Raw genomic sequence first — 13570 nt, 5'->3', positions numbered from 1 at the left:
TAGGGCATAAGCATGGCGACCGCGCGCCCCGGTTGGTCGCGTCGCGCGCAATACGGGCTATTCTTCAGTCTGATCGCCGTCATTGGCGGGGTCGTCGTCGGCCTTGTCCTGCTCATCATGTCAATGGTCGCGCCGCGCACCTTCGCCGACATTCGCGGCGCGGCGCTGGACATCACCGGCCCGGTGACGACCGCCCTGAGCGAGGTCACTGCAACGACTCAAGGCGTCTTTTCCGGCGCCGGGGATTATTGGGACGCGGCGCGGCAGAACGGCAAGCTCAAGCAGGAACGGCAGGCGATGCTGCGCCGCATGGTCGAGGCGCGCGCGATCGTTCAGGAGAATCGCCAGCTCAAGGCGACCCTGCAATTGCGCGAGCGCAGCGAGACCGTCGTCGCAACGGGGCGCATCGTCGGCTCGTCCTTCGGCAGCCCGCGCCGCTTCGCCATCCTTTCTGCCGGCAAGCAGGACGGCGTTCGCGTCGGCATGCCGGTACGCTCCCCCGACGGGCTGGTCGGGCGGATCGTCGACGCGGGCAACCTCGCGTCGCGCGTGCTGCTTGTGTCCGATCGCGCCAACATCGTCCCCGCGCGACTGCTGCGCGGCGGCATTCCCGTCATTTCGCAAGGGCGCGGTGATGGGACAATCGACGTCCGTCCGCTCGAAGTCGGCCGAAATCCCTTCCGGCGCGGCGACATCATCATCACGTCGGGCACCGGTGGCCTCTATCCGCCGCTGGTGCCGATTGCGCGCGTCGTTAAGCTGGACGACGACGGCGCCGTCGCCGTGCCCCTGGCCGACCCGGCAACGACGAGCTTCGCGATTGTCGAGGCGCCCTACGAGCCTGCGGCGGTCGCCGCCGAAAGCCGGGGCACCGAACCCGAGACGCCCTGATGGTCCGCGCCGCCCTCGCCTCGCGCCGCCGCATCGGCGACGGACCTGCCCCGTTTGCGGCTTACATCCCTGCAATCAGCGTCGTAGCGGCATCGTTCCTTGCCGCCATGCCGATCGTGTCGATGAGCGGCTGGTTCCCCGATTTCGCCTTCCTGGTCCTGCTGGCCTGGCGGTTGCTGCGGTCGGATCCGTGGCCGGCGTGGTGGGCGGCCCCCTCGGTCTCGTCAACGATCTGTTCAACGGGCATCCGATAGGCTTCTCGATCGCCTTGTGGAGTGCGACCATGCTCGCGCTCGACCTGATCGACCGCCGTACGATGTGGCGCGATTATTGGATTGAGTGGGGGTTGGCCGCCGTGTTCATCTTCGTCCACGAATGGCTGGAATGGCAGGTCGCCGCGGCGACGGGCGCAGCAGTGCCGTTCAGCCGCATCCTTGCGCCGGTGCTGGTCGCCGCTTTCGCCTTCCCCGTTGTCGCCTGGATTGTCTCCCGGATCGATCAGTGGAGGCTCCGGCGATGAAGATGGAAAGCGCTCGCCGCTTCACCACGACACACCAGAGCATCACCTTTTCCAGAAGGATGATGCTGCTGGGCCTCGGCCAAGCAGGCGTCGGCGCGGTGCTGATCGGGCGCCTGGGATGGCTGTCGGTCGCAGAGAACGAGCATTATCAACTGCTATCCGAAAGCAACCGCGTCCAGCTTATCATCGTCCCGCCACGGCGCGGCTGGATTGTCGATCGGCGTAACAAGCCGATCGCGATCAACCGCAGCGACTTTCGCGTCGACATCATTCCCGATCAGCTTGAGCGTCCGGCGCAGACACTGACCATGCTCCGCCAGTTGCTCGATCTTCCCGCCGACGATTTCCAGCGCGTCCTGGACGAGCTCAAGGCGGCGAAGGGCTATCGGCCCGTCCAAGTCGCGGAAAATGTGCCGTACGAAAATTATGCCGCGGTCACGGTGCGCCTGCCGGAGATGTCCGGAGTCCAGCCCATGCGCGGCTTTTCGCGATATTACCCGGCCGGGCCTGCCGTCGGTCACCTGATCGGCTACGTCGGCGCCGCCTCCGCCGCCGAATATGAGAAGGAAAAGAATCCGCTGCTGATCACGCCGGGCTTCAAGATCGGCAAGGAGGGGCTTGAGGAAACGCTCGAGAGCCGGTTGCGCGGCGTGCCCGGCGGGCAGCGCGTGGAGCTGACCGCGCGCGGCAAGCTGGTGCGCGAGCTGGAGCCCAAGCCGGATCGCAGCGGCGGCACCGTCCAGCTGGCGATCGATGCCGACCTGCAGGAATTCACGGCCCGCCGCATGGGCGAGGAATCGGGCTCCTGCGTCATCATGGACTGCATGACCGGCGATATTCTCGCGATGGTGTCCATGCCGGCCTACGATCCCAACAGCTTTTCCGACGGCATTGGCCGAACCGAATGGAAGATGCTGTCAGAAGACGAGCGCCAACCGTTGCGCAACAAGGTGCTCAACTCCCTTTATCCGCCAGGGTCGACGATCAAGCCGATGGGTGCGCTGGCGATCCTCAAGGCTGGCATCGACCCGTCGCAGCGGATCAACTGCCCGGGCGGCTACCAGCTCGGCAACCGCTTTTTCCGCTGCCTGGGGCGGCACGGCAGCGTCGACATGCGCCGCGCCATCGCCAAGAGCTGCAACACTTATTTCTACGCTATGGGTAACCGAATCGGTTACGACAACATCGCGCCGACGGCCAAGTTGCTTGGCCTCGGCGCCAAGTTCGACCTGCCGGTGGTCAGCCAGAATTACGGCACCGTTCCCGATAGTGCCTGGAAGGCCAAGAAATTCGAGACGAACCGCCGCGTTGTCGAACGCCCGGACTGGACCAGCTCCGACACGCTCAACGCGTCGATTGGCCAAGGCTTTCTGATCGTCAATCCGCTGCAGCTGGCGGTCATGGCCGCCCGCATCGCCTCCGGCCGCAACGTGCAGCCGATGCTTCTGGGAGTGCACGATTCACCCGCGCCGCTGCTTGGATTCGATCCCAAGCACCTTGAAACCGTGCGCGGCGGCATGTGGGAAGTGGTGAACGGCGACGGGACCGCGGGCGCTAGCCGGCTACCGCTTGAAGGTATCCAGATGAGCGGCAAGACGGGAACCGCACAGGTTCGCCGCCTGTCCGCCAGCGCAACGCGCGGTCAGGGGGGCGACTGGAAATATCGCGACCACGGCCTGTTCGTCTTCTTCGCACCGTCCGACAAGCCGCGCTATGCGGGCGCCGTCGTGATCGAACATGGCATGGGCGGCGCCCGCGCCGCGGCGCCGGTCGCCAAGGACGCGCTGACCTTCCTTTTCGATCGGCAGAAAGCGCTCGCTTCGCTCGCCGGGCTCGAACAGCAATGGGGCGGCACGCTGGCCGAGCGCACGCAGAGGCGCGCCGAAGCGATCAAGGCCGCGGCCCTCGGCGCCGCCGCCGTGCCGCGCGCATGATCACGTCTGCGATCATCCCTCGGCCGCTGGCGCGGCTGCCGTGGCGGCTGATTTTCATGATCACCGGCATTGCCCTCTTTGGGGTCATCGTCCTCTATTCGGCCGCGGGCGGATCGCCGCAGCCGTGGGCGATGAAGCAAGGCTCCATCTTCCTGTTTTTCCTCGGCGCCGCAGTCGCCATTTCCTACGTCAGCGAAGCAACGATCAAGGCGCTGATCTTTCCTGCATACGCGGCAATCGTCATCATGCTGATCGGCGTGGAGGTTCTCGGCTTCGCGGCCAAGGGGGCGCAGCGCTGGCTCGATATCGGGCCCATTCGCCTTCAGCCGTCCGAATTCATGAAGCCGGCCATAGCGCTGACGCTGGCCCGATTCTACGAACTGGTCCCGGCGAGCGAGATCAAGAAGTGGCGCGCGATCTGGCCCGCGCTGGTGATCCTCGGCGTGCCCGCCGCGCTGATCCTGGTCCAGCCGGACCTTGGCACCTGCCTGATGGTCGTCTTTTGCGGGTTGACCGTGATGTATCTGGCAGGCGTTCCGCTCTGGGTCTTCCTTGCGCCCGCCGGCGCGGTCGCGGTCGCGGCGCCTTTCGTCTACCAGATGCTTCACGGCTATCAAAAGAAGCGCGTCGACACCTTCCTCGATCCGGAAAGCGACCCCCTCGGAACCGGCTATCACATTGCGCAGTCGAAGATCGCGATCGGCTCGGGCGGGCTTTCCGGCAAAGGTTTTCTCAACGGCAGCCAGAGCCATCTCGATTATCTGCCCGAGGGCCACACCGACTTCGCCTTTGCCTCGCTGGTCGAGGAATGGGGCTTCATCGGCGGCACCATCCTGATCCTTGCCTTCGGTGCGGTGATCCTGTGGGGCATGCGGGTCAGCATCAATGCCCGCACGCGCTTCGCGCAGCTCGCCGCGGCGGGACTCACCGCGTGCATCTTCTTCTATTCCGGAATCAACCTGTTGATGGTGATGGGCCTGGCGCCGGTGGTGGGCGTGCCCTTGCCCCTGATCAGCTATGGCGGATCGGCGGTGATGACGGTGATGTTCTGCCTCGGGCTGCTGATGGCGCTCGAGCGGCAGCAGCGGACGGTGTCGCGCCTCGACTGATCTTGAAGCGGCAGCGGTTGCGCCCCATCTGGCGCCATGCTACCGGCGCGCCGCGCAGTGACCGCAAGCGGCCGCGCGCATCCGCCTCACGGCAGCCCAGGTCATCTTGGGGACGCATAGCTCAGTTGGTAGAGCAGCTGACTCTTAATCAGCGGGTCCTAGGTTCGAGCCCTAGTGCGTCCACCATTATTTTCAAGAACTTAGCAATGGTTTTGCAACGGATTGCGCGGGCACGCACGAGCCTAGCAATCAGATAGCAAGCAAAACAGCAGACTCGGCGAAAGCGCCTGTTACAAGCGCAGAGGCCCTAAATGCCGATGTGGAACGATTTACACGAAGGATTGCTGGCGCGCATTTCGTCTCTATCGACTTCGTAGGCGGCCCCCTCCTACAAAGATCGACGTGAGCCCCGGAGACTCTTCTCGCTGCGAACCAAAGAATTCCGAAAAAGAGGCCCAAACTGCGCCTTCTTGGACCGTCCTTGAAGCTGATCGAGAAATCGCCTCTTTCGTCCTCGAGTTCTCGTATTTCCAGGAATACGTAGTGCATCACGCTGCCGCTGCGCTCTCCGCCAAGCTGATCGACCCAAGTGCAGTTGGATCTCACAACCTGCGGGTGGAACTTGCCCTTGCCCAGCTGAACAAGCACCTGGCGCTCGCTGTTCAGTCAGTGTGGGAGTCGCACTTTCGTCGATGGCTACGACTTTGCGCGAAGGAATTGGATCGACCAGTTGCGCTACTGCGCCGGATTCAAATCGCCAACACCCCCAAACTGGATGACTTACTTTTCGAGTTGCGCGGCCGACGTATGGCAGACCTCGCCGGCGGGCAGCTCCTTCATGAGCTTGTCCTGGTTGGAAACGTAGTGCGTCACGGCGATGGACCGTCGGCGCTCCGGCTAAACGCTCTGCGACCGGACATCTGGCTTAATCCGCCGAACCCTGAGTCCGAAGGCGGCCTTGACGATCTTGCCAGCGAGCTTGCGATTTCGGTGGACCGGTTGGAAGCCTATGCACAGTCCGTCTCTGACTTTTGGCTGGCAATATCCTCTTTGTCCGGGCCCACTGAAATGGATCCGTGGCCCTTCGAAGACCATTCAGAGGCCCAGTCTTGAAGCGCTATTGCTCGGACGACGATGGCAATAATTCTGATTTGTCTTCCGGCCCCGTAAACACTCCTGAGGCGCAAGTGGACCGGCTGCTACGTATGGCCGAGGACCAAGTCCTCGATGCGAAAGGCCGACTGGTCTGATGAGCGAGGAAAAGGAAGAGTTAGGCGAGCCGCTGCTGTGCGCTCATTGTTTTCTCGACGAGGGATTGAAGCGCACTGCGGCCGCTGTCACGTCGCCTGAACTCCGCTGCCCGAACTGCGGCACCACCTCGAAGCACCTCCTTCGGCGTCCGGAGCTGCTGTGGCTTGCCGACATGTTCTTCGTACGCGGAAGCATGCTCGCCGTAGATTTTGGCGGAGCGCCGGCGATTCAGTTCAACGAGATGCAAACGGGGTCGCTCGATCCAGACCCCAATCTCACTAAGGACGTAGAGCTCATCCAGAAGGCGGCCGGGATCGGCCTCTTCCACTATGGCCCCAGGCTCTGGATGCTGGGACATATCGAGCCGCTGCAACGACTACTTGATCCCAAGCACCGCGGCTTCGAAATTGCCCGCATGCTCGACCTATTCCCGAAGGTCGAACTCGCGCCAGGAGACATCTTTTTCAGAGTCCGAAAACAGCCCGAGCGGCCCGGCGACCCATTGCAGTATGATTCACCGCCCGAAGGAAGCTACGGGAAAGGGCGCCTAGACGCACCCGGATATCCGATATTCTATGGATCGCAGGACCTTGACATCTGCGTCCACGAGAGCCGTTTCATCGCCGGAGACGAGCTTTACGCCGCCAGTCTCAGTGCCCGGCGCCCCCTCCGCCTCCTCGATCTTTCCGCGATCCTGAAGGAGGAGGGCACGGAGTTCGAGAGCCTCGACCTGGCCGTGCTTATGCTGTTTCTCGGCAGCAGCAAATCCTACGAAACGACGCGCGCCATCGCACGGGCCACCAGGGACAGAGGCTTCGATGGTATGATCTATCCCTCTTACTTCAGCGTGCTGAGAACCGGGTCAGTGCCGTTCGAAACTGTTTATGGTCTGTCGCTGCGCAGGTTGGACAGCGCTCACAGCTATGAGCGCTCGAAGATCATTGAGAATATCGCTTTGTTCGGCAGGCCTGTGGCTAACAAAGTGGTGGACGTTGCCGGGATTAACCGGCTCGTAATCCGCAAAGTCTCCTACGACTTAGGCTTCGGACCAGTCGTGTTCTGAATTTCCTGCAAACGAGCGCGAAATTCATCCGGTGAAATGCGACCTCCCACCAGGTCCGACAATCTCAACACGTGAACGGTCGCGGGAGACAACTCGTCGTCATCGAGCAAGATAAGCAACCTTTGTGATGCTTTCTCGGAATTCGGGAGGCCGAGGAAAGCACGCGCTTCCATTGCCGTTTCTTGCCCCTCCTGCTCTATTCGGGTGAAGGCGCTTGGAACGAGCCACACCTCTAAGCCGCCCGCAGCGCCCAGGCTCACTTCCGCTAGCTCCGCCGCCACCTCAGCGTTCTTGTCTGGATCCGATCCGAAGACGAACAGTCGTGTATCGAGGCGAGCCTCATGAAAAAAGCGCTCGACTAGATCGACAGCCTCGCCGGGCGCGTTGCGGCAGATTAGGGAAACAGGATGCATGTACCGAGGCCTATTCTGACTTCGAGAGCGACGCCATGACTCCGATCCGGCGGCGCATCTCACCGTGGTGAGGGCCCCACCGCCCGCGCTTGCGCACTTCTTCGAGCCTGGAGAGGGCACGATCCTTTATCATTATACAAGCATCGCGGCAGCCAAAGGCATTCTGGGTAGCCAGGCGCTCTGGCTATCCGACTTCACCCGCATGAACGATCCTCGAGAATATGCTTATGCGCGCTCCTGCTTTCTCGAGAATCATCGATCCCGCCAGCGCTACCTCGACATGACCCCACGTCTCGTCCTGAGCGCGGCGCTGATCGGTCTTGAGCAAAATACCAAGATGTTCATCGGCTGCCTGTCACCGGATGACAACGACGCGCATCAATGGAGGCAATACGGTGCTGAGGGCACAGGCTGCGCCATCGGGCTCGACGCATCTCTCCTTGCTGCAGAAGCAGGGGTCGCGATGCGGAGGGTTGTCTACGACCGTGCGAACTTCGACGCGTTTTCATCGGCGGGATTTGAAATGCTGCAGACCCAGTTCGAGGAAGAGCCCAACGACATCGCCGCTCTGCGGGAGCTCGCTCAATTCCTCGTCTGCGACCTATTCGCCTTCAAACATCCGGATTTCGCCCGCGAAAAGGAGATCCGAATCTCTCGGCTGCTGGTCCGGGCTGAGTCCGGCGGCGCCTGGCTTGATGTCGGCGGGCAGGATCAGCTCGGAAACGCCTTGCCGTCCCTCGAGGTAGGGGCCCGTGAGGGAGCGCACGGGCCTACGCCGTTCATCAGCCTCCCGCTTCAGACGCGCCGCGGTTGCGCTATCCGAAGCATCACTCTCGGGCCCGCGATTGCCCGCGGCAGTACTGAATTTGACGAGCTCTTGCGGGCTTCGGCAGGCCTGGCCGTGAAGGCCGCCAGCCCTCTTTGATCGAAGCTGGCACAGACGTCGCCGACGGAACTTGATCACCCCCTATAGAATGACGCAGAGTGCCGCAGGCGAACGCCGGGATGTCCATACTGGGTCATGGGATAAAGTGCGTTCCCAAGACCATTGTTGTTGCGCGGTCCGAACCACAGCTCGATTATCTCGCCGCCCTTTCCGGCACGGAAGGGGATGTCCACAAATGCCGTGATACTCGTACCATCGGTCCGAAACTGGACAGTCTCACCACCGACCTCAGCTCCTTCCGCTACCCCGCCTTCGTCAACAAGTAGGAGGCCGTTCTCACCAATGTCGACTCGAAGTTCATGCAATGCGCGAACCTCTTGCTCTTCGGCGAACGTAGGATCCTTGTATGCGTGTAGCCAGCTTGCAAAAAGCGCAACTTCGGTCCTGATGGAGGTCAGCTCGCGATCTTCAGACTCCTTCCAGATGGCATACATCGCACCGAGGTGATTGCGCACTTCCCGCAGCTGCTGATCTGGGTCGTAGAGAACCTCGAGCAGCGAGACGGGCATCGCTGCTAGCGCAGACGCGGGAAAACCGATGCTCCAGCCTTGCCCATCGCTTGCATAGGCTCGCCATTGACTGAGAACGTCCGGGCTCTTGGAGAAACATGCGATGATAGGATGGCTGTGAAGCTGCTTCGGCGACAAGTACGCGTCTATCTTGTCGAAAAAAGCGGCATCGAGGCCCTCGAGCACCGGGTTGTCGGTAGCCATGTCTAGGAGCGCGTTGGCAGCGCGCTCAAATAAGGCATAGCCGTAGCGCCCTTCGCTGCCGTCGTTCATCATGTTTGCGTCGCTAAAGCGAAGCTTGCCGCTCTCCAGGATGGCAAGAAAGCTCGGTGTGTTGCAGTAATGGTAAAGCGGTGTACCGCCTCCCGGCCTGTAGAGCCGGCGGAACACGGTCTCTTGGTCGTCAGCTTTCTGCCCTATCATCACTCGCGTCTATTGTCTGGCCCGAAAGGCGACAACTGGGCTTCTTCAGCGGTCCGCGCTAGGTGCGAACGCCACCATGTCATTCGTCTATATCGATGAAAGTATACACACACGCGCAGGCTTCATCCTCGCCGCGGCTGTCTGGTCGGACGTTCCTCCCGATGAGGCCATCGAATCCGCGCTGCAACGGGCCGGGCTTCGTCCGGGCATTGACGAGTTCAAGAGTAGTGCACCCATGGCCGGAGATCCACTGCGCCAGGCACTTCGGGACGAATTGCGCTGGCAACTACTCCAAACTTGCAAAATTGCCGTTGCGATCTGCGGAATAGATGAGCGCGCGAAAATTGGTGGTGAAGCTATATCGCTCGTTCAATCCCTCGATGTCCCCGTCGGTGCAATTTTCCTGGACGCGGGCCTTCGGAGTGGAAGCGCTCCCGTCAGTGGATGGACGGTCCACATGAATTGCGATTCGCGTGAGGTGCTCGGCATCCAGCTCGCGGACTGTGCAGCCCATACAATTTCTGGGATCATTCTGAGCGAACTGGGACACGTGACAAAATACGTGGCAACGGCCGACCCGCTGTACGCGCCCGAGGTTGAGCTTGATTTTAAATTATGGGCATCCCTTCGATATGCGCTCGGTGGGAAGCCCGTGCACCCGGATCATGAAGCTGAAAACTGGGAACCTGTTATGCACCCCTTTGGCCTCAGCATCTCGCAAAATTGCCCGCCGTCAGTCGTCCGAGCGGCAGAGAAATGGCTGGGATCAATATGGTTCGGGTGCATTCACTAGCCGCTCACTGACGATGCCCCTGTACCGTACTCGTCGGTCGATGGGCCCTTCATTATGATGCCTTAGACCGACCGGCGGTCCGCGTCCGTGAAACGGATTGATCCGAAAAAGAACTCATCCATGGCCTCAGGATCGTCTACGTCGAGTATCTCGCCATCCGGGCGCTCAGCAAGGTTCCATCTGGCAATCCTATCGAGGTCAAGTAGCTGACCAAGTAAGTTCTTATGTAAGAAGTATTGCTGGTGTAAAGTGAACAAGTATTCCACGACCCTATCGTCAGTACAGTGCCTACTAAGTAGATAATAAAGTGAAATAACAGCCTTATCGCAAAACTCTGCGCTATTACTAGCCATTCTGTATCCATTGTGAACTATTCTATTCCTTAGAGAATAGACTAGTAATAGGTTTTCGTGCAGTACCGTTCCACTAATTTTTGTTAGATCCAAGTTATTCCTAAGTCTTCCTCGAAATGAACTACCCATCTTCTGTCTGACACTAAACATGCCAAGAACGTTGTGTAGAAGGCTCAGAGGCTTTGCGCGCCATCGGTGGGCGTCCATAAAGTTTTCTGTTGCAGTTATCACTCGGCGGACGCAATCGTCATATTCATGCCTGAAGTACGCCGCGATACTATCGATGTAATCTCTTACATATGTGGGTAAATTTAATCCGGAAAGAGCGACCGTCGGAGGGAATGGCGGAAGGCTTGGAGGCCAGTGGATCCATAGTCGTCTCGATCCAACAGTTATGTGAAGGTCAACCGCTTCGAAGACAGCAAAGGTCCGTGAGAGAAGGTGGCCTCTCATATACCTGTTGTCTAACAGACGCCGATTTAAGCTCGGCATTAGTGTAGACAAATAGCCTACAACGAATTCCTGTCCTTCGCCGAGAAGTCTGAGATCGTCCCAAAGAAGTTGGGAAATAAACCGGTCGATTTCTACATGTAAAATGGGGCCATGCTGCTGAACTGTTACATGGACTCCTCTCTCATAATACTCAAAAGGTTCAACTTCTCCTGGGAACATGAACAGTGCGCCTATGACACACCGCACCTTCGCAGGATCTTCGATGTAGCGCTGACCGATGAAATTTCTCTCCGGCGGAGGTTCGAACCCGCGGAGATACGCCAGCCTAAGTAGCACCGCTGCGAAAATGTTCTGCCGGACGTGCAGAAGGTCGTCATCGGGCTCAGCCATTGAGCGTCAGTCCTCTCGCGCCAAGTCGCGAGTAGTTGTTCTTTGTGACACTCGAATCAACGTCGGTACGGGAAGCTACTGACATATTGCACCAGGCGATGGCCATCCGATGACGGCTGCGGCAGGAAGGGCTGTCACATTCGAATCGCCGATGTCTGGGCCCATCCTGCGCCCAGCTTGTATCAGGGTACGGATTTACTTTTCCTGAGCTGGGGCACATCATCCACCGCACCCCTGATGAACCTTTCTTTCTTATCTGCGCAGAGCGGCTCTTGCTCTCCGGCAAGGTTTAAGTCGTCGTCGGGATCAAGAGCAATTCGAGCTTCCTTGGGGAAGACGCCTGCAGGATCGTTGGTGGCGCTGACTGTCATCACATCACCATCACGGCGTAGGGTGGCACTCGCAAACGCTGTTCTCTTTCCACCCACGAAGTCGAAGGCAGTGATCTCTGCTCTGCTTGCGCTTGAGATGGTACCTTCGACCAATAGCTCCTCGAAGAAAGGCAGCCTCTCACAGATTCCCTTCGTAGCAAGAGATCCCGCAATGGCACCACCGGCGCTTGCATCTATGTTGAGACGAAAACGGTCCTTTGAGAGGTTTAATTCGGCAACGTCCACCAGCCCCTCAGTGGCGTTGGTCCAGTGTCCTTTCCACGCATCGTAATCGCCATACCACTGAAAGAACTGCTCAGAAGTCTTCCGGAATTCACCTGGCAGCGCTCGTGTGTTCTGTAGGATGAGAACCACGCTTGTGAGCACAGCGGCCAACGCCGCGGGGGCCGCCCAGGCTCTCTTCCACCAAGGCGTCTTTTGCCTGGGGTGCGATGTTGCGGCTGACACTGGCTCAACCGAGTCCGCTTTGCCTTTTCGCGCCATCCCAATTCTCCTGCACTCCCAATAGCGGAAGCAATTGCCTACTCGGAAGAGCTTGCACCGACGCTGTGAAGATGACCTCCCCCGTAAGCTGCGCTAGGGACCTCAATCATGACAGGATGGATCAATCAGCCCTTCCCTCACGACGAAAATCTCCAAGCTTTTGAGGATGAGGGGAACATCCTAGTCGCCGTAGTCGACAAGACCTACGGAAGGTCGGAGGATGATGAGTGGGAGCGCGACCGAGAGCAGTTCCGTCTGGCGCTTGAGAACGAGTTCGGGCAGCGCTTTGAGGACGGCAACATTGGCCCCGGTGCCGATTTGCCGGCGTTCCTGACGCTCCTTAAAGCGACCACGGAGGTGCCGAACTGGATTTGGATCGCAGCGTTATTTTTCGCAGGCAAGCCTATCCAAGACGGTCTCGAAGCTTGGCCGAAGCTTGCAGCGCGGCTGCGTCCACTTCTTCGGATTCCTGCTTACCTGAACCGGCAAGGTGCGGCGTTGATCGCAGTGGAGGCCATCACGGCCGAACTTGGCGCTGAGCCACCAAGCCTGCAGCTGCTCAGCTACCGCCTCCTTCACGCTGGCGATCTCGCCAGTCTCCAGGAAATGCAGCGTAGCAGCGAGATAGCACCGGCACCCGCGACATTATACCTAGGCTTCGTGCGCCATGTATTTGAGATTGATGCGGGCGGATGCATATTCCGGGTGGAGGTGGAGGGCACTAACTCCCAAACGCTGCGTCTGAGCTGAAGACGGCTCAGGCACCATGCCCACCACGATCTCGCGCTCGCGATCAGGCGCGCTACCCTTTTGTATCTCCGCTACAGCATGGGTTGACCTGCTCGGCTACGGCTCGATGATCGCCGACGCCGAGCTGAACCCCATCGACCCGCGAGCGAAGGAGGCGGTCACACGGCTGCGGACTTTCCACCGAATCGTCGCCGATCACAGCGGTCGCTACTACAGGACCCTGGTTATCAACGACGGCGCGGTCGCTTACAGGGACCTCTCGCTGCGGGACAACGGCGTCACGCATGATTTTCTCCAGCGGTCCCAGCAGCTGTTCGAGGCAATCTCGGAGAACGAGGACCGAAATCGCTGGCCTGGTGCTAGGATGGTTCTGGGACTTGGATTTCGTGCGAGAGGGAGCAGGCGCGCGATTGACGATGCCGAACGGCGGGTTGGCATGATTCTCGCTGAACTGACGGCCGGCAAAGTCAGTGCTGCTGAGGCAGTACGCCAAGCAGCGAGTATCCAACGCTACTCAGACGGTATCCCTCAGTTGCAGGCGAACTTCGCGTTTACGCGTTCATACGTAGCTGACAGCGCAGGTTCGCGTGCCGGCCTCGGCGGCCCCAGCATGTTCGTCGATACGGCGATGTTTGAGGACGGCGTCCCGCCGAAGTGGGTAAAATGCGGCAGCGCGATAGTATTTCGAGAGCCGCGCTTGGCTATCGACTGCAGCTTCGTAGCTGTGACCGGTCTCACAGCACCTGGGAAAAAAGATGATCGCATTCCAGGCCTTAGAGACGGGCTTGAAATAGGCGAGGCGATTGCGCCCACGATAGCGCTTCGTACGCTTCTGCGGACCTCTCGTTGATGATGTAGGCCACGAACACGATGAGGATCCAGCTACCAGATGCGGCG

Annotated in this window: 15 protein-coding genes and 1 tRNA gene; 12 read left to right on the top strand and 4 right to left on the bottom strand. The window is 59.9% G+C overall.

Annotated features, from left to right (window positions below; genetic code table 11):
* The first annotated feature begins 12 nt into the window (after nt 1-12).
* The 8 genes from H9L13_RS06910 (at nt 13) to H9L13_RS06875 (ending at nt 6768) form a co-directional block, all read left to right on the top strand.
* Nucleotides 13-891, top strand: coding sequence for a rod shape-determining protein MreC (locus H9L13_RS06910; protein WP_187537052.1), 879 nt, complete (start codon nt 13-15; stop codon nt 889-891).
* On the top strand, nt 891-1145 hold the full coding sequence (locus H9L13_RS06905; protein ID WP_187537051.1) for a hypothetical protein: 255 nt from the start codon (nt 891-893) through the stop codon (nt 1143-1145). Before H9L13_RS06910 ends, H9L13_RS06905 begins: the two co-directional genes overlap by 1 nt.
* A gap of 29 nt (nt 1146-1174) precedes the next feature.
* Nucleotides 1175-1411 carry a hypothetical protein gene (locus H9L13_RS06900; protein ID WP_187537050.1) on the top strand — a complete coding sequence of 79 codons (237 nt, stop codon included), beginning with the start codon at nt 1175-1177 and terminating at the stop codon, nt 1409-1411.
* Nucleotides 1408-3345, top strand: coding sequence for a penicillin-binding protein 2 (gene mrdA, locus H9L13_RS06895; protein ID WP_235090726.1), 1938 nt, complete (start codon nt 1408-1410; stop codon nt 3343-3345). Before H9L13_RS06900 ends, mrdA begins: the two co-directional genes overlap by 4 nt.
* On the top strand, nt 3342-4454 hold the full coding sequence (gene rodA, locus H9L13_RS06890; protein WP_187537049.1) for a rod shape-determining protein RodA: 1113 nt from the start codon (nt 3342-3344) through the stop codon (nt 4452-4454). Before mrdA ends, rodA begins: the two co-directional genes overlap by 4 nt.
* Before the next feature lie 110 nt (nt 4455-4564).
* A tRNA-Lys gene (locus tag H9L13_RS06885) sits at nt 4565-4640 on the top strand.
* A 216-nt stretch (nt 4641-4856) separates the two neighbouring features.
* Nucleotides 4857-5567, top strand: a complete 711-nt coding sequence (locus tag H9L13_RS06880; RefSeq protein ID WP_187537048.1) for a hypothetical protein — start codon at nt 4857-4859, stop codon at nt 5565-5567.
* Nucleotides 5568-5703: 136 nt separating this feature from the next.
* Nucleotides 5704-6768, top strand: coding sequence for an RES family NAD+ phosphorylase (locus tag H9L13_RS06875; RefSeq protein WP_187537047.1), 1065 nt, complete (start codon nt 5704-5706; stop codon nt 6766-6768).
* Here the strand turns inward: H9L13_RS06875 and H9L13_RS06870 are convergent.
* Complete coding sequence (locus H9L13_RS06870; protein ID WP_187537046.1) at nt 6735-7181, bottom strand: hypothetical protein; 447 nt, start codon at nt 7179-7181, stop codon at nt 6735-6737. The genes H9L13_RS06875 and H9L13_RS06870 overlap by 34 nt on opposite strands.
* A 64-nt stretch (nt 7182-7245) precedes the next feature.
* On the opposite strand from H9L13_RS06870, the gene H9L13_RS06865 reads away from it, so the two are divergent.
* Nucleotides 7246-8106 carry a DUF2971 domain-containing protein gene (locus tag H9L13_RS06865; protein ID WP_187537045.1) on the top strand — a complete coding sequence of 287 codons (861 nt, stop codon included), beginning with the start codon at nt 7246-7248 and terminating at the stop codon, nt 8104-8106.
* A gap of 35 nt (nt 8107-8141) precedes the next feature.
* On the opposite strand, the gene H9L13_RS06860 is transcribed toward H9L13_RS06865, so the two are convergent.
* A complete protein-coding gene (locus H9L13_RS06860) occupies nt 8142-9059 on the bottom strand; it encodes a DUF2971 domain-containing protein (protein WP_187537044.1) in 918 nt (305 codons plus the stop codon).
* Nucleotides 9060-9135: 76 nt separating this feature from the next.
* On the opposite strand from H9L13_RS06860, the gene H9L13_RS06855 reads away from it, so the two are divergent.
* Complete coding sequence (locus H9L13_RS06855; protein ID WP_187537043.1) at nt 9136-9852, top strand: hypothetical protein; 717 nt, start codon at nt 9136-9138, stop codon at nt 9850-9852.
* 62 nt (nt 9853-9914) lie between these two features.
* Here H9L13_RS06855 and H9L13_RS06850 read toward each other — a convergent pair whose 3' ends face one another.
* Together H9L13_RS06850 and H9L13_RS06845 are read right to left on the bottom strand one after the other, a co-directional pair.
* Nucleotides 9915-11048: a hypothetical protein gene (locus H9L13_RS06850; protein WP_187537042.1), complete on the bottom strand. Its 1134-nt coding sequence runs from the start codon at nt 11046-11048 to the stop codon at nt 9915-9917.
* A gap of 182 nt (nt 11049-11230) precedes the next feature.
* Nucleotides 11231-11923, bottom strand: a complete 693-nt coding sequence (locus H9L13_RS06845) for a hypothetical protein (protein WP_187537041.1) — start codon at nt 11921-11923, stop codon at nt 11231-11233.
* A 108-nt stretch (nt 11924-12031) separates the two neighbouring features.
* On the opposite strand from H9L13_RS06845, the gene H9L13_RS06840 reads away from it, so the two are divergent.
* On the top strand, nt 12032-12673 hold the full coding sequence (locus H9L13_RS06840; protein WP_187537040.1) for a hypothetical protein: 642 nt from the start codon (nt 12032-12034) through the stop codon (nt 12671-12673).
* A gap of 16 nt (nt 12674-12689) precedes the next feature.
* Complete coding sequence (locus H9L13_RS06835) at nt 12690-13523, top strand: hypothetical protein (RefSeq protein WP_187537039.1); 834 nt, start codon at nt 12690-12692, stop codon at nt 13521-13523.
* The last annotated feature ends 47 nt before the right edge of the window (nt 13524-13570 follow it).

Origin of the sequence: Sphingomonas lutea (assembly GCF_014396785.1) — a bacterium.
Taxonomy (GTDB): domain Bacteria; phylum Pseudomonadota; class Alphaproteobacteria; order Sphingomonadales; family Sphingomonadaceae; genus Sphingomicrobium; species Sphingomicrobium luteum.
This window is presented reverse-complemented; position numbering and strand designations above follow the sequence as displayed.

Excerpts from the sequence above, each read along its gene's own strand:
- H9L13_RS06910 (WP_187537052.1), top strand. The coding sequence starts at position 13 with ATGGCGACCGCGCGCCCCGGTTGGTCGCGTCGCGCGCAATACGGGCTA.
- H9L13_RS06905 (WP_187537051.1), top strand. The coding sequence starts at position 891 with ATGGTCCGCGCCGCCCTCGCCTCGCGCCGCCGCATCGGCGACGGACCT.
- H9L13_RS06900 (WP_187537050.1), top strand. The coding sequence starts at position 1,175 with ATGCTCGCGCTCGACCTGATCGACCGCCGTACGATGTGGCGCGATTAT.
- mrdA (WP_235090726.1), top strand. The coding sequence starts at position 1,408 with ATGAAGATGGAAAGCGCTCGCCGCTTCACCACGACACACCAGAGCATC.
- rodA (WP_187537049.1), top strand. The coding sequence starts at position 3,342 with ATGATCACGTCTGCGATCATCCCTCGGCCGCTGGCGCGGCTGCCGTGG.
- H9L13_RS06875 (WP_187537047.1), top strand. The coding sequence starts at position 5,704 with ATGAGCGAGGAAAAGGAAGAGTTAGGCGAGCCGCTGCTGTGCGCTCAT.
- H9L13_RS06870 (WP_187537046.1), bottom strand. The coding sequence starts at position 7,181 with ATGCATCCTGTTTCCCTAATCTGCCGCAACGCGCCCGGCGAGGCTGTC.
- H9L13_RS06860 (WP_187537044.1), bottom strand. The coding sequence starts at position 9,059 with ATGATAGGGCAGAAAGCTGACGACCAAGAGACCGTGTTCCGCCGGCTC.
- H9L13_RS06855 (WP_187537043.1), top strand. The coding sequence starts at position 9,136 with ATGTCATTCGTCTATATCGATGAAAGTATACACACACGCGCAGGCTTC.
- H9L13_RS06850 (WP_187537042.1), bottom strand. The coding sequence starts at position 11,048 with ATGGCTGAGCCCGATGACGACCTTCTGCACGTCCGGCAGAACATTTTC.
- H9L13_RS06845 (WP_187537041.1), bottom strand. The coding sequence starts at position 11,923 with ATGGCGCGAAAAGGCAAAGCGGACTCGGTTGAGCCAGTGTCAGCCGCA.
- H9L13_RS06840 (WP_187537040.1), top strand. The coding sequence starts at position 12,032 with ATGACAGGATGGATCAATCAGCCCTTCCCTCACGACGAAAATCTCCAA.
- H9L13_RS06835 (WP_187537039.1), top strand. The coding sequence starts at position 12,690 with ATGCCCACCACGATCTCGCGCTCGCGATCAGGCGCGCTACCCTTTTGT.